Source organism: Pseudomonas sp. PDM21, assembly GCF_014852505.2.
GTDB lineage: Bacteria > Pseudomonadota > Gammaproteobacteria > Pseudomonadales > Pseudomonadaceae > Pseudomonas.
In genome coordinates, this window is sequence record NZ_CM181223.1 from 5369482 (window position 1) to 5390504 (window position 21023).

A 21023-nucleotide genomic window follows, 5' to 3' on the forward strand; every position below is an offset into this window, starting at 1 on the left:
GGAACTCTCACTCTAGACGGCCCGGAGCCGAGCGCCGCGGTCACCAGCCCTTGAGCTGGTCCCAGCGCCAGTTGCGGTACTGGTAGATCAGCGTACCCAGCAGTCCATAGGCTGCCGCCATGGCGAAAAGGATCAGGATGCGGTCAGCCACGGCGGAAAGCGGCAGGTTCATCTGGTTCATCTCCACCACCGCGCGGATCGCCCAGGTGGACGGAATCGCGTCGGCCAACAGTTGCACCCACTGCGGCATGGCCTGGGGCGGCCAGGTGAAGCCGGCCATGTAGAACAGCGGCAGGGTGATGAAGGTCATCGTCAGGTACACCGCCTCTTCCGAGGGCAGCAGCTCGGCGATGAACTCGCTCATGGCGATCACCGCCAGCAGGAAGGGCAGCACCAGGCCCATCAGCATGAAGAACGAGGCCGTCTGCCGGTAGCCCATGATCCACGGCCAGATCACGTAGAAGAGCATCGCCAGCGCCGTCCAGATCAACAATTGCGCGGCGTAACGACCGAAGCGCGTGGAGGTAGGCTGGCGCAGCGAGCGCGGAGTGCCGCCGCGCAGGTTGAGGTTAACCCGCGTGCAGGAGAGCAGCAGGCTGTGCTGCAGGATCAGCGTAACCAGCCCCGGCAGGACGATGGCGGCGAAGCTGGTGCCGGGGTTGAACAGATCAGTCAGTTGGCCGATGGCCGGCTGCAGCAACACGTTCGCCTGCACCTCGGAGAAGCCGCCGCGCATCAGCCGCTCGCGGTTGTAGCGCAGTGAAAGCTCGGTGTAGGTAGCACTGATGTCCTGCTGGATCTGCCCGTTGGCCATGCGGTTGGTGGCGTCGCCGAAGATCGGCACGGTCACCGCCTCACCGCGCAGCACGCGCTTCTCGAAGTCCAGCGGAATCACCACGATGGCGAACAGCTTGCGCCAGGCCAGGTCGTGCTGGGCATCGGGCAACTGGTCGTAGCCAACGGTGGCGATCTTCGGCGCGGCATCCAGCTGACGCACCAGTTCGCGGGATACCGCACTGTGGTCCATGTCGATCACCGCCACTGGCAGGTCGTCCATGGTGCGATGGGCGTAGGGCAACGTAGTCAACGCCACGGACAGCACCATCAGCAACCACATCGGCTTGCCGAGCATGCTGCTGAGGGACTCGCGGAAGACCTTCCAGAAATTCTCCATGGCGGCTCCTTACGCCGGACTCAGGTCGAGACGCCGGCGCAGGCGCATCTTGGCGATCATGTAGGCGATCAGCGGATAGAGCAGCAGCTTACAGCAGGTGTAGAGCCCGGACTCGGCCGGCGCCCGGCGCAGGAACTGGTCGAACAGACCGTGCAGGGTGTGGGTCAACGGTTCGGCTTCAGAGATGATCCGGGCGATCTGCGGCATCGCCAGTTCCGGCAGCAGCACACCGGAATAAGTCTGCGCCACACCGATCAGCAGGCCGATCAGGGAATAGGCGCTGTAGCGGTTGGCAGTGAAGATGAACAGCATCAGCCCGACACTCTGCGCCGCCGCTACGTAGCAGACGGTGATCGCCAGCATCCACCACGAATTGCCGTTGATCCGCGCGCCATTGAGCTCCACCAGCAGGAACAGCTCGACCATCAGCAGCGTGCTGAACAGCAACGTGTAGGGCGCCAGCTTGCCCAGCAGCCGCGCACCGAGGGCCTGGGCGCGCAGGATGTGCGGCGACGACGCACGCAGCTCCGGCGCTTCGCGTGCCAGCACATGCACGGTGGCGACGATCACGAACAATTGCAGCAGGTGCACGATGGCGGCGAACTGCTGGAAGTAGATGTAGTTGCCGCTGGCATTGAACAGGCTTTCATAGGACACGCTGATGCTGGCCAGCGCCGGCACGGCGCGGTCCATGCCGGTGGCCAGGCGCGGGCGCAGCTCGGCGTTGAGCGAACTCATCAGGCCGCTGAAATCCTGGGTCGAGTAGAAGCCGGCGGAATAGAACAGCGAGTTGTAGTACAGCTCGGCGACCGGCTGGCGGCCGGACAGCGCGTCCGCCTCGAAGTCACGCGGGATGTAGAGCAACGCATAGTCATCGGCCATGCGCAGGCGGCGCAAGCCCTCCTGCAGACCGCCGCCGAGCACCTCGACCTTGGCGTGGGAGCCGGCGTCCAGCTCGCGGACGATGCGCCGCGACAGGCTGCTGTGGTCGGCATCGACCACGGCCACCGGCATGTCCAGCAGCGTACCAGCCTGGTAGACGCCACTGATCACCACAAACAACAGCAACGGCCAGAGCCAGCCGAGCCAGTGGATGGTCCAGCTGCGCAGGGCGACCCGCGTTTCGCTGCCGAAGGCCTGGGCGAAACGCAGCAGGTTGCGCCTTACTGCTTCCACTGCCACAGCGCGCTCATGCCGGGGCGCAGGCCTTGCACCGGCTGGTCCGGATACAGGCGTACCTCGAAGGTCTTCAGGTCGAAATCGCCGGTGGCGCGGGTGGCGCGCTTGGTGGCGAAGTCGCCGAGCGGCGCGATGTACGCGACTCGGGACTTCACTTCAGCGCCCTTGAGCGCCGGCACCTGGATGGAGACTTCGTCGCCCTTCTTCACGTCGGCGAGGATATCTTCGCGCAGGTTGAACACGAAGTAGGCGTCGGACAGCCGCACCAGCGTCAGTAATGGGCTGTAGGCGTTGACCAGCTCGCCCTGCTCTGCCGGGATCGGCCCGACCTCGCCGTCCACCGGCGCGACCACGTTGAGATCGTCGGTCTGCGCCTGGAGTTCGAGTATCTGTGCATCGGCCCGGCGCACGGCGGCTTCCAGCGCGCGGCGGCGTTCCTCGCGGTCGCCCTGGGTGCCTTCATCGAGGTTGGCCTGAGCCTCGGCGACGCGGTTGCGCGCCACGTCGCGACCACGGCGGGACAGATCCAACTGCGCCTGGGACACGAAGCCACGGCCAGCCAGTTCCTCGTTGCGCTGGTACTCCAGCTCGGCGTTGCGCAGCTCGGCCTGGGCCTGGGACAGACTGGCCTGCAGGGCGCGCAAGGTTTCCTCGCGGGTGCCATGCAGGGATTCGTCGAGGTTCGCCTGCACCTGGTTGCGCGCGGCGCGCAGGGAGTCCAGCTGGGCCTGCAGCTCGGGGCTGCTGAGGGATATGAGCACCTGGCCCTGCTTTACGTCGTCGCCGCGCCGCACGTGCAACACTTCGACCCGGCCCTTGGCCTTGGACGCGACGATGACGTTGGTGGCGTCCGCCTCACCCTGCAGCAACAGCGGCTGGGTGTGCAGGCGCAGGTAAAGGGTGACGGCGATGATCACCAGGATCAGCAGGGGTGCGAACAGTTTCCATCCCTTCATGGAGCGGTCTTCTCAGGCAGCGGATGCACCGATGGTAGTGCATCCGCTGGCCAAGCGGCGGCTCTGGATCAAAGCCGCCGGGCGATCAGCGCTCGTCGTCGCTGATCAGGTCGCGCTCGCTGCCACGCTGCGGCGAGCTCGGCGAAGGGAAGCGCGAGGAGGCGTAGCGCACCACCAGGATCGCCAGCGCCAGCAGCAACAGGGCCACCGAGACGAGGATGATGCCGTCGTCGGGCACGTGGTTGTGCTGGATGTCGGCGATCATCAGACGGGTCAACGCGGTCATCGCCACGTAGATCAGGAAGCGCACCGGCATGTGGTTGGTCTTGAAGTAGATACCGACCATGGCGCCCAGCTCGAGGTAGATGAACAGCAGCAGGATGTCGTCGATGCTCGCGTGTCCCTTGCTCACCATCTCGCCGAAAGCCACCGCCGCCGACCAGAACACCGTGCCGCCGATGGCGAACAGCGCCAGATAGTGGAAGCCCTCCACCAGCAGGTTGCCCAGGGATTCGGCACAGCCGTGCATCCGCTCGCTCAGGCGCTCGGCCCAGTTCTGTTTCATTCGTCGGTTCTCCGCAATACAAGGCTTTGTTGGCGTGAAGCCTGCAAGTGCTACGCCATTGATCTTGCGCAGTCATGGCACAGATGGGCTGCGCGAATATGACTGCGAACTTTTTCGGCCAGCCCCGAGTCCATTCAGGGGCATGCCACAAAACAGGCAGGAACGAGTGATGGAAAGTCCCTTTCAGAAGCTGACCGACGCCTTCCAGGACCAGTACCGCGTCAATTTCAGCCTTGAACGGCCCGACGGCAGCATTGTCCTGACCCTCTCCACCGAGGCAGGCGTCGCCGCGCGCCGTCTGATCCGCAATACCCAGCTGCAGGACCCGGAACAGCTGCAGCGCTTCATCCAGAGCATCCGCTTCGGCATCGCCATCGAGCAAGGCGGCACGGCGCCGCAGCTGCTGGCTGCCATGACGCGCGGCGAAAACGGCCTGCCGATCGCGTCCTGACGCCACCCTCCGCAAGAATTCCTTCCTACAGAGCCATCTGACTGACAATTCATTGCGCCAGTCACGTGGCTGCGTTGCGCGCGCCGACGGGGCGCGCGCACTGCTTTGGGCCGCCACCCATACTGGCCATCTACAGGCACATCCCTTTCCGGCGTCTACGCTGCTGGCAACGATTCGCGCAGCAGCAGTAGCATTGCGCAATCATTTTACTGTATAAATAAACAGTAATATCGAACTCCCCCAATCAAAGAGAAGGCACAGAGGTGATGAATGGCCGTCGAAGTGGTGTACCGCAGCAGCCGCGATCCGGAGCGCCTGTTCATGGATAAGGCAGAAGCCGACCGGCACGACAAGATGCTGGAGCTGGCGGAAACGCTGGCCGACGTGCTGCAGAAGGCGGTGCCTTCGCTGAAGGAGGATCAGGTCGAGGAGATCGGTATCTTCATGGCCAGGAACCGCGATGCGTTCGCCCGCGCCTTCAAGAACCAGCCCGATGCGTTGAGCGATATCTTCAGCGAGCCTGCCGCCGAGGAGTGACACCCGGCGGCCAGGCATGCAGGGGCACGCCATGGCTCGCTCCTGCAAGATGCAACAGCGTCAGTGCCCCGAATACTCGCCGTAGAGAATTCGCTCGGCAAGCTTGTCGGCGACCCGCGCCGGCGACAGGTGATCGGCCTGGGCGTGGGCGTAGACCTCGGTCAGCCGCTCGGCGATGCGTGACAGGTGCGCAGTGATGATCGGCAGCGCCTCGCCCTGGTGCTGCAGGGCGACGTAGATCAACCCGCCGGAGTTGATCACGTAGTCCGGGGCATAAAGGATGCCCCTCCCCTCCAGCTCATCGGCGACCTCCGGATGCGCCAACTGATTATTGGCCGCCCCGGCGACAGCGGCACAGCGCAGGTGGCCGACCACGTGCGAGGTCAGCACACCGCCCAGCCCGCAGGGCGCAAGGATGTCGCAAGGCGTAGTGAGCAGCGCTTCGTTGGGCACGGGGCGGGCGCCCAGTTGCTCGACGGCGAGTTGCACCTTGCCGGCATCGATATCACTGACCAGCAATTCCGCCCCTGCGGCCGACAGGTGTTCGGCCAGCGCATAGCCCACATTGCCCAGTCCCTGGACCGCCACACGCAAGCCATCGAGATCATCGCTGCCCAGGCGTGCCTGAGCGCTGGCGCGGATACCGGAGAACACCCCCAGAGCGGTGTGCGGTGAAGGATCGCCGCCACTGGTGGTGCTGGTGACATGGCGGGTGAACTGGGCGATACAGTCCATGTCGGCGCTGGAGGTACCGCTGTCTACCGCCGTAATGTACGCGCCGCCCAGAGAATCGATCGCACGACCGAAGGCTTCGAAGAGTTCGCCACGGTTGTTGACGTGCGGGGCGCGCAGGATCACAGCCTTGCCGCCGCCCTGGCGCAGTCCCGCCAGCGCCGCCTTGTAGCTCATGCCCTGGGCCAGACGCGAGGCATCGCGCAGCGCGGCATCGTCGCTGGGGTACGGAAGGTAGCGGCAACCACCCAGTGCAGGGCCAAGCCGGGAATTGTGGATGGCGATAATGGCCTTGAGTCCCGTGGCCGGGTCCTGGAAGAGATGCAGCGACTCGAGCCGGGTGGCTTCCATCATGTCGAACATGGCGGCGCTCCCTTGCTGGGGGTGGACGGCGGTCCGAAGGCGGACCCTCTTCAGTATAGGCAGCGCCTGTCACAACACCTTCACGGGCGACGACTGCACCACTGGACGAGCGCCCGGCGCTCCGGTTACAACCGCAGAGTCAGCCGGAGAACGCCATGGACCCGCGTCAAGCCTGTCTTGCCTGTCTTGCCCAGGACCCGCCCGCCCTGTTCGAAGCGGCCCTGTGGATCGCCGCCGAGCACGAACCGCACCTGCCGCCGGACCAGACGCTGCGCTTGTTCGACTCGCTCGCGCACCAGGTCGCGGTGGCCCTTCCGCAAGGCACGGGCGATGCGGAGCGCGCGCAGTTCCTGCTGCGCCGACTGAGCGAGCTGGGCTTCGCCGAGGACGACGAATACCCGCTGCACCCGCGCGCCGCACTGCTCCCCCAGGTACTGCAGCGCCGCCATGGCCAGCCGCTGTCGCTGGCGCTGATCGCCCTGGAGATGGCACGGCGCAACGGCATCACTCTGGTCGGGGTGAACTTCCCCGGACGCTTCCTGCTGCGCGTACCCGGCGCCGACCACCTGCTTGACCCCGCCACCGGCCGCCGCCTCTATACACGCGACTGCCGCGACCTGCTGGCGCGCCAGATGGGCGCCAGCGCCGAGCTGTCCGCCGAGCACCTGCGCACCGCCAGCGCCGCCGACATGCTGCAGCGCCTGTCGCGCAATCTGCGCCAGCTGCACCTGGCCGCCGGGGAACCGCTGGGGGCGCTCAAGGATGCTCAGCGCGTGCTGGAACTGGGACCGCCCAATGCCAGCGATCACCTCGCCCGCGCCGACCTCTACCATGTGCTGGATTGCCCGCAGGCGGAGCGCTACGACCTGGAGCGCGCCATGCTGCTCAGCGACGACGCCGCCGAGCAACTGCGCCTGGCCCAGCGCCTGGCGGAGATCAGTCTGCCGCCCAAGGCGCTGCACTGATACTCACGGTTCAGACTTTCAGCAGGCCCAGTTCTTTTGCCCGCGCGACCGCCTGGGTCCGCCGCTCCACGCCGAGCTTGCCGTTGATCCGGCGTGCGTGGGTCTTCACCGTGTGCAGGGAGATGTACAGCCGCTCGCCGATTTCCAGGTTGGAACAGCCACGGGCGATCAGTTCCAGCACCGAGAGTTCGCGCAGGCTCAGCAGGTTGTGCGGCGCCATCTCGCCGGCATGCGGGCGCAGGCCGAACAGGCCGGGCTGGCGGCGCTGGGTGTCGCGCAGCGTCGAGAGCAGCCCGAAGCGCTGGGCCAGGGATACCCCCTCATCCAGCGCGCTGCGCGCTTCGTCCAGGCTGCCATCGATGAAGTGCGCCTCGGCCAGGGCCAGCCAGACGTCGCAGGCCAGGGTGTTGCGGCCCTGGCGCAGCAGGTCCGGCAGCATCGCCAGCAAGCGCTGCAGGGCGGCGTCAACGTCCCCGTCATAGAGTTCGGCCAGGGCCAGGTGATGTTCGACGCGCAGTATCTGGTCCGGCGCCGCCGCGGGCGGGCTGAGACGGTCAACGCGATAGCGCGAGGCCACGCGCTGCAGGACTTCCCGCGCCGGCCCCGCCCGATTCTGGCGCAGGTTCAGCGCGCCGCTGGCCAGCAGCAGAGGCCCCCGGTAGATCGGCTCGGGCACATGCTGCAGCTGCATGAGCCGCTCGACTTCCAGCAGGCGGCTGAAGGCGCCGTCCGTATCGCCGTCCAGCGCATCCAGCCAAGCCATGCCGGTGAAACCGTAGATCAGGCTCGGGTCGTGGCTGCGGCGGGTTTCGTTGAGGCCGGCGATGAACAGCTCGCGGGCCTCCTCGTCACGTCCCTGGCGCAGGCATAGCCAGCCACGACGAAGCGCGACGCGGCCGGCCATGGCATTGCAGGTGATGCGCATCTCGTCGAGGTATTCCTGCACCCGCGCCAGCAGCGCATCGGCGCGCTGCAATTCGCCGCGCTGCTCCAGCCACTGGGCACGGTCCAGTTCCAGCAGCGCTTCGAAGGTGGTGCTACCTTGCAGGCGAGCGCGCCGCAGCGCTTCACGGTTAATCAGTCGAGCCTCGGCCAGGCGCCCCTCGGCCTGGGCCTGCTGGGTCAGCGCGGACAGGCAGATCAGCGTCTGCGACCAGGCTTCCTCCGGCAGGTGCTGCAAGGCCTCGCGTAGCTGCTCGCGGGAGCCGGGCAGGCCGCGCGCGTGAGTGAGCATGCCGTTCAGCCCTTGCCACTGGGCGATCAGCGCGCGCTGGCGGTGTTCGCCGGGCATCGGCAGGAAGCGGTCGAAGCCGGTCAGCAGCGCTTCCACGTCATCCAGGCGGCCGACGAACAACAGCGTCCAGGCATTGAGGATGAGCAGGCGTGGTGTGCTGCACAGCAGCTCCTCGGGCAGCGACTCGCGCAGTTGCAGTACACGCTCGACATTGCGCCCGTGCAGCAACTGCTCCTCCGTCAGGCGTTGCAGCAGGCTGGCGGACACGTCCGGCTGCTCGGCGTACAGGGAATGTTCGAAAGCCGAGTGGATTTCCCCGCACTGGGTGAACCACTGGCAGGCGCGCCGGTGCAAGGTCGCCGCTGGCCAGCGCGACAGGCTCGCCAGCGCCGCCGCAAGCATCGGCGCCACCTGGAACCAGTGCTGGGTGTTGTCCACCGCTTCGATCAACACGCCCCAGGCCTGCAGGCCATCCAGGCCAAGGCCGGGTTCGTCGAACAGGTAATCACAGAGTTCGCGGTTAAAGCGGGCGATCTGTGCCAGACCGCAGAGGGTTTCCGCCAGCTCCGCCGGCAGGCTCGCCAGGACTTCGCGTTGCAGGTAGTCCTGCAGCAGGCCATTGCCGGTCTCGGCCACCTGGGTGGCGCAGGGTGCGACGGGCTCGCTGCCCAGGCTGAGCAGGCGCAGGCGCACGCCGGCGAACCAGCCATGGGTGGCGTCCTGCAGGGCCTGGCGCTGGGCCTGCGGCCATTCCAGGCCGGCGGTCTGCAGGTAGGCATCCAGCTCGCACTGGGTCAGCGCCAGGGTGCTGGCGGCCAGCTCCAGCAGTTCGCCTTCGAGCAGCAGGCGGGTGAGGTTGCAGGCAGGGCGACGGCGGCTGGCCAGCCACCAGCCGATCTGCGGCGAGGCTACGGCGAGCAGGCGATCGAAGCAGTCGTCGAGGGCGGGATCGGGGGCACGGGGATAGTCGTCGAGCATCAGCCAGACCGGCTCGCTGGCGCTCTCCAGCCAGGCCGCCAGCGCCGCTTCGCCTGACCAGGGCACGCCCAGCGCCTCGCCGAGGCGTTCGCAGAACTGTTCGGGTTCTAGCGCCCGACCGCCCAGGCCCAACCAGACCACGCGGGTGCCGGCTGGCGCCAGCCGCGCGCACTCGCTCATCAGCACCGTCTTGCCGCAACCAGGCGGCGCCACCAGCAGGCGCAGGCGGCACTCGGTGGCGCTCAGGCTGGCATGCAGCCGTTCGCGAGGCAGGTGCTGGCGGGGCAGGCGAGGCAGCGCCGCACCGTGCTCTGTAAGACTGTGCAGGGCGATTGTCGACATGGGCTTCTTCCGGCCATTTGCAGGCCAGACTATGCCGCCGGGCGAAGCGGGCAAAGGACCATCAGCCAGATTCATGGGACGGTATAGCGCAGGCCGCCCCCGGGCCGGAACAGAGGCTGCACGCCTTGCCGACGGCGAAAAAAAAGAAACCCGGCATCCACGAGGGATGCCGGGGCCAAGGAGCGGAGTGTTGCTTCAGCGCACGCCGGTGTTGCGCAGTGCTGCCGGGGTGAAATCGGCCATGCTGGCCTTGTTGCCGAACTGGTAGCCACGCTTCTCTTCGTTGTTCAGGCCGAAGGTCACGTAGCGGCCGGCGAGGATGTCGTACAGCGACTCGGCGGCGTAGCCGGTGGCGAGTTCGGTGTAGAAGGTCATCTCGTGGCCTTCGCCGACGCGCCACAGTTGGCCGCGACCGTCATACAGCTCGGACACCGCGATCTGCCAGCTGTCCTCGTCGAGGTAGAAGTGGCGCTGGCCGTAGATATTGCGCTCGCCGGACTTCAGGGTGCCCACCACTTCCCACACGCGGTGCAGTTCGTAACGAGTCAGGTCCTGGTTGATGTGGCCCGGCTTGACGATGTCGTCGTACTTGAGCTCCGGCGAGTTCAGGTGGTAGCTGTTGTACGGGATATACATCTCGCGCTTGCCCACCAGTTTCCAGTCGTAACGGTCCGGGGCGCCGGAGAACATGTCGTAGTTGTCCGAGGTGCGCAGGCCATCCGAAGCGGTGCCCGGGCCGTCGTACGCAACCTGCGGGGCACGGCGCACGCGACGCTGGCCGGCGTTGTAGATCCACGCCAGGCGCGGCTCCTTCACCTGATCCAGGGTCTCGTGCACCAGCAGGACGTTACCGGCCAGGCGCGCCGGAGCCGTTACCTGCTGCTTGAAGTAGGTGAGGATGTTGCCGGTCTTGCTGACATCCTGGTCACCCATGTTCTGCGGCACCGCGATCGATTCCTCGAAGCGGATCGGCGTGTAGCTGCCGTTGGTCTGCGGCACGACCTGCACCACCGAGCGGGAGATGTTGCCGCCGTGGTAGCGGGTCAGGTGGTTCCACAGCGCCTGCACACCGTTCTGGGGCAGCGGGAAGGCGTAGTAGCGGCTCTTCTCGAAGTTCTCCAGGCCGTTGCCGTCGTTGATCGGCTGGACAAACTCGGCGCTGCGCTTGATGGCGGCGTAGATGTCGTCAGGCAGCGCGAAGGTGCGGTGGGTCTTGTACACCGGAATCTTGTAGGTATCCGGGTAGCGCTTGAACATCGCCAGCTGGCCGGCGGAGAGCTTGTCCTTGTACTGGTCGACGTTCTGCGCGGTGATGGTGAACAGCGGCTTCTCGTCGGCGAACGGGTTGGAGAGGAAGCCCTTGGCGTCCAGCTTGCCGGCGGTGCGGGAGATACCGCCGGTCCAGGCCGGGATGCTGCCGTCGGCGTTGCCTTCCTTCTGCGAGCCCATGGGCGTCAGGCTGGTGCCCAGCTTGGCCACTTCGTCGGCGGACACCGCCGCCATTACGCCGCAGGACAGCAGGCTCAGGGCCAGCGCGCCGCATTGGAGGATTCTTGTCGTTCTCATGTCGATTCCTTGAGCAGGCAGGTCAGAAGTTCACGCCGAAGCTGAGCGAAACGAAGTCACGGTCAACGATGGTGTTGTAGTCGCCGCCGAAGAAGTTCGTGTAGTTCAGGCTCGCGGTGTAGGTGTTCTGGTACTCCGCATCCAGACCAATGCTGGCGGCCTTGCTGCCTTCGTTGAAGACCGGGCCGTAGCCGTGCACGTCGTGGGACCAGGCCAGGTTCGGCTTGAGGTTCACCCCGGCGAAAACGTTGTTGTAGTCCCAGATCGCGCGGGCGCGGTAACCCCAGGAGGACGAGGTGTAGAAGCCGCCGTCGCCGTACTCGGCGTCGGCAGTGGCGTTCTCCGGCACGCCGTACACCGAGTCACGGCCGTAACGCTCGCCGACCTCGTTGGTCATGCCACCGACGTAGGTCACACCGACTTCACCCACCAGGGTGACGCGGTCCGCGCCCATGGTCTGGTCGAAGAAGTGAGTGAAGGTAGTCTGCGCCTGGGTCACTTCCTTGCGGATGTAGCCATGGTTGATCTGGTTGGCCTGGGCCAGCGCGCCCGCGACCCCACCGCTGGCGTACCCACCGGCCACGGTGGTGGCGAGCAGCGGGGTAAGGTCGGTGGTGTTGAGCTGCAGCGGCATGTTCGGCCGGTAGCTGATCTCGCCGTTCCACGCAGTGCCGGTGGGCAGGGTGGTGGAGAAGCTCAGACCATACAGGCGGATGTCCTCGGGGTATTCGAGGAAGTAGTTGCCACGTCCCAGCAGGATTGGCTGGGCCAGCGCCGAGACGCGCAGCGCGTTGATGATGTCGGCGCTGCCGGCATTCTTCATGCTCACGATCGGCGTACGGCTGTGGTAATTCATGGCATAGGCGCCGTATTCCACATCGTCGCCCAGCCAGCGCAGGGCCAGGCCCCACTGACCGGAGTCGCGGGCATCGCGGTCGGCGCCACGCGGCACCATCAGGCCTTCCTGGGTGACGGTGACTCCCATGGAGTTGAGCAGCGAGTGGATGCCCGGCGAGTTCAGCGTATTGATGGTGGCCGGATCGAGGATGTTGTAGTTGGTGTTGCAACCGTCGGCGGCGACGTCGGTGGTGGAGAAGAAGGTGCCGCAGTTGTCGAGCACCGTCTGGTCCCACTCCAGCTGGTAGAAGCCCTCCACGGACAGCGCATCGGTGACGCTCTGCGACAGGTAGACCATGTTCACCGGGATCAGGCCTTCCTTGATTTCCGAACCGGGCCGGCGGAAGGCGGATACGTCGATGGGGTTGATGGTGTTGATGCTGTTGCCGATGAAGGTGCTTTCACCCCAGCTCACCACCTGCTTGCCCAGACGCACGGTACCTGGCAGTTCGGCGATGGAGTAGTTGTAGTAACCGAAGGCATCCAGCAACTGGGCGCCGGAGGACTTGGCGCCTTCCTTGCGGCCATCGTCGGAAATCTGCTTCCACTCGGTGCTCTCGTCCTTCAGGCGGAAGTCGTACCAGTACTTGCCACGGGTGAAGACGCCGAAGTCCCCATACTTCAGCTCCAGGTCGTGGATGCCCTTGAAGATCTTCGAAAAGGTATGCCCCTTGCGGAAGTTCAGCCGGCCGTCGTCGTTGGTCTGGGTCATGCCGTGGCCGCCGTTGGCGGCGCCGATCAGATCCTCTTTCGGACTCTGGGTACTCCAGCTGGCCCCCACGGACAGGCTGGAATCGAACTGCCCTTCGATCTCCCCGATATTGAAGTTGATTGCCTGAGCCTGGGTGGCGCATCCCAGGGCGACAGCAGTGGCGAGAAGTTGCGGTTGGAAGAATCCGCGCCTTGTTTTTGTTGTCATGCGGCTCTCCTGACGGTGTCTAGGTGGCCTTACCCTACTGAGCGACCTGACAGGGAGTAAGCGCTCCAAGGTGGTATTTGGCGTGTCGCCCGAAAGAGTGAATCCCCCCTCTGGAACGGGCTCTGGCGGGCGATATTGGTGCAGGCGATGACGGATCATCGAGACGATGGATAGTGCCTTGCGCCCGACAGGTGCTTTGCCACTACCCGAGAAGCGCTGTCTGGGGCATCCTTAGCTTCCTATGCAAGCCATCGACCAACGCCCGACCGACAGTCACCTGACCGAGCAGACCCGCGAGGTGGTGCTGCGCTACCACCAGTGCTGGAAGCAACGCGACCTCGAAGCGGTGCTCGCGCTGTATCATCCGCAGGTGCAGTACAACGACTTCTTCCAGAACCGCACACTGGGCTATACCGACCTGCGCGACTACGTGCAGGGCACCATGCCCAGTCGCCCGGAAGAGTTCCTCGACCACATCGACCGCATCCGCGTGGACGGCGACACCGCCTTCATCCAGTACCGCATCGCGGTCACCTTGAGCGGCCGCCTGGCGACCTTCCATTCCAGCGAAGCGATCACCGTGCGCGAAGGCCTGATCTGGCGCATCAACGAGTACGCCTCGGTGGTCCGCGAAGGCGGTGAAAGCCGCCCGCAGGCCATCGACCCGCGACCGGCCACCAGCCGCCTGGGCCTCTCGCCACGCCAGCTCAGCCAGCTGGCCAGCGACCTGGAAGACTACTTCAGCAAGAGCCAGCCTTACCTTGCGCCGGACCTGGACCTGACCCAGGTAGCCACCGCCACCGGCTACACGCGCAACCAGATTTCCTACCTGCTCAACCAGGTGATGGGGCTGAGCTTCTACCAGTACGTCAACCAGACGCGCCTGACCCACCTGCTCAGCCAGCTGCGCCCGCCGCTGCCTTCGCGCATCGACGAACTGGCCTTCTCCGCCGGCTTCAACTCGCTGTCGGCCTTCTATCGCTGCTTCCGCCAACAGACCGGCCAGTCTCCCCGCGAGTACCTCAAGCGCCTGCGCGAGGAACAGCAGGAGGCCTGATGCGCCCCTGCCGGCGGGTACGCGAGCAATCCTCGCGTACCCGCGCGCACGACAGAACCCCGCGCCAAATCTAGGCTTGCCGACATTCCCCCTTCTTCCTTTCGGAGTCGTCTATGTCGGCATGGCGTCATATCAGTCTGTGGATGAACCAGCTGGACGATGATCTCGTCCCGCGGCCGTCCCTGCAGGGCACCCTGGACGTCGATGTGGCCATCGCCGGCGCCGGTTACACCGGCCTGTGGACCGCCTATTACCTGAAGCTGCGCGCACCGCAGCTGAAGATCGCCATCGTCGAGGCCGAGACCGCCGGCTTCGGCGCTTCGGGCCGCAACGGCGGCTGGCTGATGGGCAACATGCTCGGCGAGGATCGCCTGCTCGCCGGCGTGTCGCCCGATCAGCGCCGCGCGTCCTACGACCTGCTGCACGACATCCCCGATGAAGTGGCCCGCGTGCTCGACCGCGAAGGCATCGACTGCGACTACCGCAAGGCCGGCGTGCTCTACACCGCCGCGCGCTACCCGGAGCAGGAAGCCCGCCTGCGCGAGTACCTCGCCCACCTGCACGCCGAAGGCCTGACCGAGGACGACTACCGCTGGCTGAGCAAGAGCGAGCTGGACGAGCAGCTGCGCATTCCCAGCTCGCTGGGCGCCATCCACACCCCGCACTGCGCCACCATCGACCCGGCCAAGCTGGTCCGTGGCCTGGCCCGCGCGGTGGAAGGCCAGGGTACGCAGATTTTCGAGAAGAGCCGCGTCACCCACTGGGCGCCCGGCCTGCTGCGCACCGACCGGGGAGAGCTGAAGGCTCACTGGGTGGTGCCGGCCATCGAAGGCTACGCCGCCGACCTGCCGCCGCTGGGCAATTACCAACTGCCGGTACAGAGCCTGCTGGTGGCCACCGAGCCGCTACCCGAATCGGTGTGGGCCGAAATCGGCCTCGACAAGGGCCAGGCCTTCAGCGAATTCAGCCGCCAGGTCACCTACGGCCAGCGCACCCCGGACAACCGCCTGGCCTTCGGCGCCCGCGGCGGCTACCGCTTCGGCGGCAAGCTGCGTAACGACTTCAGCCTGACCGAGGATGAAGTCGGCCTGCGCCGCTACCTGTTCAGCGAACTGTTCCCGCAGCTCAAGGACGTGCGCATCACCCACACCTGGGGCGGCAACCTGGGCATGTCGCGGCGCTTCCACCCGCACATGCTGATCGACCGCCGCAACGGCATCGCCCTCGCGGGCGGCTACGGTGGCGAAGGCGTCGGCGCCACCAACCTGGGCGGCCGCACCCTCGCCGACCTGATCCTCGGCCAGGACAGCGCCCTCACCCGCCAGCCCTGGGTCATCAATGATCGCAGCGTGCAGGACGGCCTGCGCGGCTGGGAACCCGAACCCTGCCGCTGGCTGGGCTACAACGCCATCATCCGCAGCTTCGTGCACGAGGACGATGTGCTGGCCAACCCCCACAGCGCGCCCTGGCGCCGCCGCCTGGCCGAGAAAGTCGCCGCCAGCATGGAAAACCTGATGACCTGGAAGGTCGGCTGACACGCTGACCTGCTTGCGAACAGTCAGCCCCCGAACAGTCAGCCCCGAATAGAAAGCCCACTGGAGCCCCCCGTATGAAACTGACCCACCTGAAGAACACCCTGCACGCCGAACTCGGTGAAGCCAACCCGGTTGCCGTGCCCCTGGGCGAGCCGATTTCGGAAACCCGCGTGGAATCCATCGAGCGCACCGACCGCGTGGAAACCGGCATCTGGGAATGCACCCCCGGCCGCTGGCGCCGCCAGATCGTCGAGCAGGAGTTCTGCCACTTCATCGCCGGTCGCGGCACCTTCACTCCGGACGGCGGCGAGCCGATCGCCTTCCAGGCAGGCGACGCCTTCCTGCTGCCGCAGAACAGCCTGGGCATCTGGGACATCCAGGAAACCACGCGCAAGACCTATGTGATCATCGAGCGCGACTGATCAAAGCAAAGCGGAGGCGCAAGGCCTCCGCTTTTCTCTTTCTAGAAGCGGCCGTGCCGCCCTTCCCCGCCAGCGAAACGCTTCGCCCCGTCCACCGTCTCGCCGCTTTCGATCACCGCCATCCCGCCCTGGAATTCGTTGGCCAGCGCCACGTCGAACGACAGGTTCCACTGCGCGAACACACTGTCACGATCGGCCAGCATGCAGCGTTGCGGAAACTCGGCAATCTCCCGCGCCAGCTCCTCCGCTGACTCCAGCGCCTGCCCGCTGGGCACCACGCGATTGGCCAGGCCCATGGCCAATGCCTCCTGCGCGCCCACCGGGCGACCGGTGAGGATCAGGTCCAGCGCCCGTCCCTGACCGACGATGCGCGGCAAGCGCACGGTGCCGCCGTCGATCAGCGGCACGCCGAAGCGACGGCAGAACACCCCGCAAACCGCGTCCTCGGCCATCACCCGCAGATCCGCCAGCAGCGCCAGTTCCAGCCCGCCGGCCACGGCATAGCCCTCGATGGCGGCGATCAGTGGTTTGGACAGCTGCATACGGCTCGGCCCCATGGGCCCATCGCCTTCCATTTCCAGACGGTTGCGCCGCTCGCCATCCTCGGCCACCGCCGCCAGATCGGCGCCCGCGCAGAAGGTCCCGCCGGCGCCGGTGAGCACGGCGACACGGGCTTCCTCGTCCTGCTCGAAGTCACGCAGGGCATCGGCCAGCGCCTGGGCGGTCGGCAAGTCCACGGCGTTGCGCACCGCAGGTCGGGCGATGACCAGGGTGGTCACCGGTCCGTTCTTCTGGATTATCACGCTCATGGCGAACTCCTTGGGCCTGGAAGCGGAAAAGCAAAAGGGCCGGCATTGAGCCGGCCCTTTCACCTTACTGCGTTCGCCGCCGTGGAACAGCCCTGCTGGCCGTTCCACCGGTCAGGCTGGCCGGATCAACCGGCGTATTTCTGCAGGTTGGCCATCATCTCGCGCAGCGCTTCGACGTTGTCCTTGGGGTGTGCAGCGTTCTCGAAGTCGCAGATCTGCGCAAAGTTGGCCGCCACGTCCTCAACGCTGAAGCCTTCGCGCGGGTCAAAGCCCACGCCCAGGCTGCGCTCCCAGCGCACCTTGCCGATCCAGCCGCCGCCGACTTCGAACAGGCCGGAGGTTTCCTGGCAGGCTTCGCTGCCCAGGTACACCACCAGCGGGCTGACCAGTTCGGGCTTGAGCGCCTCGAACACCTGCGGCGGAATCAGGCCTTCGGTCATGCGGGTGCCGCCGGTGGGGGCGATGGCGTTGACGAAGATGTTGTTCTTGCGGCCTTCGATGGCGAGGTTGCGGGTCAGGCCGTAGAGGCCCAGCTTGGCCATGCCGTAGTTGCTCTGGCCAAAGTTGCCGTAGATGCCGGAGGTGGACGAGGTGAAGATCACCCGGCCGTAGCCCTGCTCGCGCATGAACGGCCACGCGGCGCGGGTCACCTTGTAGGCGCCTTCGACGTGGACCTTGTAGACCAGGTCCCAGTCGGCATCTTCCATCTTGTGGAAGGTCTTGTCGCGCAGGATGCCGGCGTTGTTCACCACCACATCGATGCGACCGAATTCCTCGACGGCCTGGCGGACGATCTTCTCGCCGTCGGTCACCGAGTCATGGTTGGCGATGGCGGTTCCGCCGGCTTCGCGGATTTCCGCGACCACGCGGTCGGCAGCCGAGGCATTGGCGCCTTCGCCATGGGTGCTGCCGCCCAGGTCGTTCACCACCACCTTGGCGCCGTGCTTGGCGAACAGCAGGGCGTGGGCGCGGCCGATACCGCCACCGGCTCCGGTAACGATCACGACTTTTCCGTCGAAACGCAGGGCATCACTCATGATTGGGGCTCCAGGCAGGATGGTTTTTCGTCGAGTGTCCGGCAGTCACGATCCGGTCACAACCAAGACGACCCAGGCTGAATGGTGCTCGATAAGGCCAGGGGATGATCGGTCAGCGCATCGGCAGGTTCAGCTCCGAGCGCGGGCCGAGCTTGAACAGCCACCAGTCGTACTCGCTCCAGAACAGCAGCAGGCCGAAGGCCGGCAGCAGCGCCAGCGCGCCGAAGGCAGCGGGCACCCAGTCCTGGGTAAGCCAGGCGTAATAGCCGCCGGCCGCGCAGATTCCGCCCAGTACCAGCAGCACCGGAATGGCGACGAAGACGAAGTCACGGCGCAGGTGCAGCAGCGCCCGGTACAGCAGCGACCCTTGCGGCTGGCGGACGGGAATGACGGATCTGAGTGGCATGGCAGCGACCTCCGGCTGGACAAAGCCGGGGAAGCTACCGCTGCCACGCAGGGCCAATCTATCAGTCAGTTCCGAATCTTCGCCCAGATCGGTCCGTAGCTACGACACTCTTTCCTGTCGGAACGCCAGATAGTGCTGTAGCACCTGTTCCGGCGCCTCGACCTGCGGGTAGTGGCCGATGCCGGGCAGTTCGACGGTGTCCGGTTGGGGGATCAGCTCCCGGTAGCGCACCACCATGTGCGCACCGGAGATCGGGTCTTCCGGCCCGTCGATCAGGCGCAGCGGCACCACCGTGCGCTGCATAGTGCCGACCCAGCGTTCGCGATGCTGGCGACGGTCGAGGATGTAGTGGATCAGCCGGTGCATGACGCGCGGCCCGTCGTTGTGGCGGATTAGTTCCCAGAAGGCATCCAGTTCTGCTTCGGACGGCTGGGTCTGCGGGCCGAACACCTTGGCGAAGTTCTGTGCCAGGCGCTTGCGGTCGAACAGCCGGCCGAACAGGGAACCGAACGGGCCGAGCAGCAGCAGCTTCTGCGAAAGCACCGCGCGGTGGGTCTCCGGGAACAGCCCGCCGTTGAGGAAGGCCAGCGAGGCCAGGGCGAAACCGCCCTCCTCGTGCCGCGCGAGCAGCTCCTGGCCAACGCTGTTGCCGTAGTCGTGCACCAGCAGGTGCACCGGCTCGCGCACGCCCAGGTGCTCCAGCAGCGCCTGTTGCAGGTCGGCCTGTTCGAGAATGCGGTAGTCGTGGCCCCTGGGTTTGGCGGAATCGCCAAAGCCGAGCATATCGCAGGCGATCAGCCGGTAGCGCTCGGCCAGCGGTTGCCAGAGGTAGTGCCAGTCCCAGGATGCGGTGGGGAAACCGTGGACCAGCAGCAACGGAGCGCCGCTGCCGGCGCTCCAGTAACGTACTGCGTGGCCACGGAAGGTGAAGTCACTGCCCCGCGCGCGCCAGTCGCGCAGGGCGATGCCGGCCAGCGCCATCAGTCGCGGTAGCCGGGGTTCTGCAAGTCCAGCTTGCGCAGCAGCGCCGGCCACGCCAGCGCGCCGCCCATGCCCTGCTTGCTCTTGGTCACGGCGGCAGCCATGGCGCGGGCGCCATCGAGGATCGGCTGCGGGATCAGGATCAGTTCGGCGCCGCCGCCCTGGGCCAGCACCTGGATCTCGCAGGCGCGCTGCAGGGTGAACATCATCAGGAAGGTGTCGGCGATGGTGCCCGAGCAGGTCAGCAGGCCGTGGTTGGGCAGGATCATGAAGTTGGCTTCACCCAGGTCCGCCTGCAGGCGCGCCTTCTCGTCATGGTTCAGCGCCACGCCCTCGTAGCCGTGGTAGGCCAGGCTGGAGAGGACGAACAGCGACTGCTGGGAAATCGGCAGCAGGCCCTGCTTCTGCGCGGAGACGGCGATGCCGGCGGCGGTGTGGGTGTGCAGCACGCACTCGACGTCGTGGCGCACGTCGTGGATCGCGCTGTGGATGGTGTAGCCCGCCGGGTTGATGTCATAGGGGCTGTCCATCAGCTTCTTGCCCGAGGCGTCCACTTTCACCAGGCTCGACGCCGTGATCTCGTGGAACATCATGCCGTAGGGGTTGATCAGGAAGTCCTCGGTGCCGGGGACCTTGGCCGAGATGTGGGTGAAGATCAGGTCGTCCCAACCCTGCAGGGCAATCAGCCGGTAACAGGCGGCGAGGTCGACGCGGGTCTGCCACTCGGCGGCGGAGACCTGGTCCTTGACGTTCACGGTGGGCAGCGGATGAGCGGCGTGCATGGTCGGTAGCCTCTTCGTTGTTGTTGTTCGATGGCGCAGTCTAGTCAGCGCGGCAACCTGGCGACTGTCACGGAACTGACAGTTTCATCTGGCAGCGTCTGGCGAATGTTCCCCTATAAGCGCAGGCGGATAACTCAGCTTGCGTCAGCGGTTTGCCCACCTATAGTGGCGGTAGTCGCTACCAGCGGCGCCTGATCGACCCGGCGCCCGGCGACTCCCTCCGAAAGCGCTATCCAGACAGTGCGGCAGCCAGCTCGCACGTCAGGGCTGGCGGAAGCGTGCCCGATTTCCATCCCTGCCCCGGCGTCCTTTGCGACGTCTCCGAGTCATCTGGAAACATTTCGCAATATCTTTCGCAACATTCCTCAGTAGTACCCGGGAGTCGGGAGGAGACTCCAGTTCGGCCAACGAGGCAGCCGACGTGAAACGAACCGCCATCATGCAGCCCTACTTCTTTCCGTACCTGGGCTACTTCAGCCTGATCAAGCACACCGACCTGTTCGTCCTGTTCGATACCGTGCAGTACATCCACCACGGCTGGATCGAGCGCAACCGCATCCTCAATCACCAGGCCGGCTGGTCGTACATCCGCGTGCCGCGGGTCAAGCACCACCGCCAGACGCTGATCAAGGACGTGCGCCTGGACAACCGCCAGGACTGGCGGCGCAGCCTGTTCTCCCAGCTGGACGTGTACCGCAAGGTCGCGCCCTATTACCGCGACGTGCGGGAAATGATCGCCGCGTCCCTGGACCATCCGTTCGAGGACATCGTCTCGGTGAACAAGACCACCCTGGAGGCCACCTGCGCCTACCTCGGCTTCCCCCGGAAGATGCCGGTGCTGTCGCACATGGAACTGCCTATGGAGCGGCCCACCGCGCCGGACGAATGGGCGCTGAACATCTGCAAGGCACTGGGCGGCGTGGAGGAGTACTGGAATCCGCCGGGCGGGCAGAGCTTCTTCGACCGTGGAAAGTACGAGGCCGCCGGGCTGACGCTGCGCTTCCAGGAGCCGAAGCTCACGCCCTATGAACAGAAGCGCCCGACCTTCGAGGCGGGCTTGTCGATCATCGACGTGATGATGTTCAACTCCCCCGCCGATACCTCACAGATGCTCGATGCCTATGAGCTGAGCTGAA

At 65.9% G+C, this 21023-nt stretch carries 20 protein-coding genes; 7 read left to right on the forward strand and 13 right to left on the reverse strand.

Annotated elements, in window-relative coordinates; genetic code table 11:
• Positions 1 to 40: 40 nt before the first annotated feature.
• From IB275_RS24755 to IB275_RS24770, 4 genes are all read right to left on the reverse strand, one after another.
• Positions 41 to 1174: an ABC transporter permease gene (locus IB275_RS24755; protein WP_192291975.1), complete on the reverse strand. Its 1134-nt coding sequence runs from the start codon at positions 1172 to 1174 to the stop codon at positions 41 to 43.
• 9 nt (positions 1175 to 1183) lie between these two features.
• Complete coding sequence (locus tag IB275_RS24760; protein ID WP_192291977.1) at positions 1184 to 2356, reverse strand: ABC transporter permease; 1173 nt, start codon at positions 2354 to 2356, stop codon at positions 1184 to 1186.
• Positions 2338 to 3309 (reverse strand): HlyD family secretion protein, encoded by a 972-nt coding sequence (locus IB275_RS24765; RefSeq protein WP_192291980.1) that lies wholly within the window; start codon positions 3307 to 3309, stop codon positions 2338 to 2340. Before IB275_RS24765 ends, IB275_RS24760 begins: the two co-directional genes overlap by 19 nt.
• A gap of 85 nt (positions 3310 to 3394) precedes the next feature.
• Entirely contained in the window at positions 3395 to 3874 is a 480-nt protein-coding gene (locus IB275_RS24770) for a phosphate-starvation-inducible protein PsiE (RefSeq protein ID WP_192291983.1), read from the reverse strand.
• Positions 3875 to 4043: 169 nt separating this feature from the next.
• Between IB275_RS24770 and IB275_RS24775 the strand changes: the two genes are divergently transcribed.
• Both IB275_RS24775 and IB275_RS24780 read left to right on the forward strand, forming a co-directional pair.
• On the forward strand, positions 4044 to 4325 hold the full coding sequence (locus IB275_RS24775; RefSeq protein ID WP_138216095.1) for a DUF3509 domain-containing protein: 282 nt from the start codon (positions 4044 to 4046) through the stop codon (positions 4323 to 4325).
• A gap of 270 nt (positions 4326 to 4595) precedes the next feature.
• Entirely contained in the window at positions 4596 to 4862 is a 267-nt protein-coding gene (locus tag IB275_RS24780; protein WP_081516223.1) for a YebG family protein, read from the forward strand.
• A gap of 60 nt (positions 4863 to 4922) precedes the next feature.
• On the opposite strand, the gene IB275_RS24785 is transcribed toward IB275_RS24780, so the two are convergent.
• The gene (locus tag IB275_RS24785; RefSeq protein WP_192291986.1) at positions 4923 to 5957 is read right to left on the reverse strand and encodes a Leu/Phe/Val dehydrogenase; all 1035 of its coding nucleotides are present in this window, start codon (positions 5955 to 5957) and stop codon (positions 4923 to 4925) included.
• A gap of 155 nt (positions 5958 to 6112) precedes the next feature.
• Here IB275_RS24785 and IB275_RS24790 point away from each other — a divergent pair, with 155 nt between their 5' ends.
• Positions 6113 to 6922 carry a SirB1 family protein gene (locus IB275_RS24790; RefSeq protein ID WP_192291989.1) on the forward strand — a complete coding sequence of 270 codons (810 nt, stop codon included), beginning with the start codon at positions 6113 to 6115 and terminating at the stop codon, positions 6920 to 6922.
• 10 nt (positions 6923 to 6932) lie between these two features.
• Here the strand turns inward: IB275_RS24790 and IB275_RS24795 are convergent, their stop codons facing one another.
• The 3 genes from IB275_RS24795 to IB275_RS24805 all read right to left on the reverse strand — a co-directional run bounded on the left by IB275_RS24795 (position 6933) and on the right by IB275_RS24805 (position 12858).
• Positions 6933 to 9476, reverse strand: a complete 2544-nt coding sequence (locus tag IB275_RS24795; protein ID WP_192291992.1) for a LuxR C-terminal-related transcriptional regulator — start codon at positions 9474 to 9476, stop codon at positions 6933 to 6935.
• Positions 9477 to 9671: 195 nt separating this feature from the next.
• The gene (locus IB275_RS24800) at positions 9672 to 11042 is read right to left on the reverse strand and encodes a DUF1329 domain-containing protein (protein ID WP_081516234.1); all 1371 of its coding nucleotides are present in this window, start codon (positions 11040 to 11042) and stop codon (positions 9672 to 9674) included.
• A gap of 22 nt (positions 11043 to 11064) precedes the next feature.
• Positions 11065 to 12858, reverse strand: a complete 1794-nt coding sequence (locus IB275_RS24805) for a DUF1302 domain-containing protein (RefSeq protein ID WP_192291995.1) — start codon at positions 12856 to 12858, stop codon at positions 11065 to 11067.
• 241 nt (positions 12859 to 13099) lie between these two features.
• Between IB275_RS24805 and IB275_RS24810 the strand changes: the two genes are divergently transcribed.
• The 3 genes from IB275_RS24810 (at position 13100) to IB275_RS24820 (ending at position 15872) form a co-directional block, all read left to right on the forward strand.
• Positions 13100 to 13915, forward strand: a complete 816-nt coding sequence (locus IB275_RS24810; RefSeq protein ID WP_192291998.1) for an AraC family transcriptional regulator — start codon at positions 13100 to 13102, stop codon at positions 13913 to 13915.
• A 113-nt stretch (positions 13916 to 14028) separates the two neighbouring features.
• A complete protein-coding gene (locus IB275_RS24815) occupies positions 14029 to 15450 on the forward strand; it encodes an NAD(P)/FAD-dependent oxidoreductase (protein WP_192292001.1) in 1422 nt (473 codons plus the stop codon).
• A gap of 74 nt (positions 15451 to 15524) precedes the next feature.
• The gene (locus tag IB275_RS24820) at positions 15525 to 15872 is read left to right on the forward strand and encodes a cupin domain-containing protein (protein WP_081516238.1); all 348 of its coding nucleotides are present in this window, start codon (positions 15525 to 15527) and stop codon (positions 15870 to 15872) included.
• Positions 15873 to 15913: 41 nt separating this feature from the next.
• Here the strand turns inward: IB275_RS24820 and IB275_RS24825 are convergent, their stop codons facing one another.
• The 5 genes from IB275_RS24825 to IB275_RS24845 all read right to left on the reverse strand — a co-directional run bounded on the left by IB275_RS24825 (position 15914) and on the right by IB275_RS24845 (position 19887).
• The gene (locus IB275_RS24825) at positions 15914 to 16681 is read right to left on the reverse strand and encodes a crotonase/enoyl-CoA hydratase family protein (RefSeq protein WP_192292004.1); all 768 of its coding nucleotides are present in this window, start codon (positions 16679 to 16681) and stop codon (positions 15914 to 15916) included.
• Between the two features lie 125 nt (positions 16682 to 16806).
• Positions 16807 to 17718 carry an SDR family oxidoreductase gene (locus tag IB275_RS24830; RefSeq protein WP_081516240.1) on the reverse strand — a complete coding sequence of 304 codons (912 nt, stop codon included), beginning with the start codon at positions 17716 to 17718 and terminating at the stop codon, positions 16807 to 16809.
• Positions 17719 to 17830: 112 nt separating this feature from the next.
• Complete coding sequence (locus tag IB275_RS24835; RefSeq protein ID WP_192292006.1) at positions 17831 to 18124, reverse strand: hypothetical protein; 294 nt, start codon at positions 18122 to 18124, stop codon at positions 17831 to 17833.
• A gap of 99 nt (positions 18125 to 18223) precedes the next feature.
• Complete coding sequence (locus IB275_RS24840; RefSeq protein ID WP_192292009.1) at positions 18224 to 19105, reverse strand: alpha/beta fold hydrolase; 882 nt, start codon at positions 19103 to 19105, stop codon at positions 18224 to 18226.
• Positions 19105 to 19887 carry a class II aldolase/adducin family protein gene (locus tag IB275_RS24845; RefSeq protein ID WP_192292012.1) on the reverse strand — a complete coding sequence of 261 codons (783 nt, stop codon included), beginning with the start codon at positions 19885 to 19887 and terminating at the stop codon, positions 19105 to 19107. Before IB275_RS24845 ends, IB275_RS24840 begins: the two co-directional genes overlap by 1 nt.
• 421 nt (positions 19888 to 20308) lie before the next feature.
• Between IB275_RS24845 and IB275_RS24850 the strand changes: the two genes are divergently transcribed.
• Entirely contained in the window at positions 20309 to 21022 is a 714-nt protein-coding gene (locus IB275_RS24850) for a WbqC family protein (RefSeq protein WP_285886880.1), read from the forward strand.
• Position 21023 lies beyond the last annotated feature (1 nt).

Bases quoted from the DNA above. Each gene is read 5' to 3' on its own strand.
- IB275_RS24755 (WP_192291975.1), bottom strand. From the start codon at position 1,174: ATGGAGAATTTCTGGAAGGTCTTCCGCGAGTCCCTCAGCAGCATGCTC.
- IB275_RS24770 (WP_192291983.1), bottom strand. From the start codon at position 3,874: ATGAAACAGAACTGGGCCGAGCGCCTGAGCGAGCGGATGCACGGCTGT.
- IB275_RS24785 (WP_192291986.1), bottom strand. From the start codon at position 5,957: ATGTTCGACATGATGGAAGCCACCCGGCTCGAGTCGCTGCATCTCTTC.
- IB275_RS24845 (WP_192292012.1), bottom strand. From the start codon at position 19,887: ATGCACGCCGCTCATCCGCTGCCCACCGTGAACGTCAAGGACCAGGTC.
- IB275_RS24810 (WP_192291998.1), top strand. From the start codon at position 13,100: ATGCAAGCCATCGACCAACGCCCGACCGACAGTCACCTGACCGAGCAG.
- IB275_RS24825 (WP_192292004.1), bottom strand. From the start codon at position 16,681: ATGAGCGTGATAATCCAGAAGAACGGACCGGTGACCACCCTGGTCATC.
- IB275_RS24840 (WP_192292009.1), bottom strand. From the start codon at position 19,105: ATGGCGCTGGCCGGCATCGCCCTGCGCGACTGGCGCGCGCGGGGCAGT.
- IB275_RS24800 (WP_081516234.1), bottom strand. From the start codon at position 11,042: ATGAGAACGACAAGAATCCTCCAATGCGGCGCGCTGGCCCTGAGCCTG.
- IB275_RS24805 (WP_192291995.1), bottom strand. From the start codon at position 12,858: ATGACAACAAAAACAAGGCGCGGATTCTTCCAACCGCAACTTCTCGCC.
- IB275_RS24780 (WP_081516223.1), top strand. From the start codon at position 4,596: ATGGCCGTCGAAGTGGTGTACCGCAGCAGCCGCGATCCGGAGCGCCTG.
- IB275_RS24830 (WP_081516240.1), bottom strand. From the start codon at position 17,718: ATGAGTGATGCCCTGCGTTTCGACGGAAAAGTCGTGATCGTTACCGGA.
- IB275_RS24775 (WP_138216095.1), top strand. From the start codon at position 4,044: ATGGAAAGTCCCTTTCAGAAGCTGACCGACGCCTTCCAGGACCAGTAC.
- IB275_RS24790 (WP_192291989.1), top strand. From the start codon at position 6,113: ATGGACCCGCGTCAAGCCTGTCTTGCCTGTCTTGCCCAGGACCCGCCC.
- IB275_RS24765 (WP_192291980.1), bottom strand. From the start codon at position 3,309: ATGAAGGGATGGAAACTGTTCGCACCCCTGCTGATCCTGGTGATCATC.
- IB275_RS24815 (WP_192292001.1), top strand. From the start codon at position 14,029: ATGTCGGCATGGCGTCATATCAGTCTGTGGATGAACCAGCTGGACGAT.
- IB275_RS24795 (WP_192291992.1), bottom strand. From the start codon at position 9,476: ATGTCGACAATCGCCCTGCACAGTCTTACAGAGCACGGTGCGGCGCTG.
- IB275_RS24820 (WP_081516238.1), top strand. From the start codon at position 15,525: ATGAAACTGACCCACCTGAAGAACACCCTGCACGCCGAACTCGGTGAA.
- IB275_RS24835 (WP_192292006.1), bottom strand. From the start codon at position 18,124: ATGCCACTCAGATCCGTCATTCCCGTCCGCCAGCCGCAAGGGTCGCTG.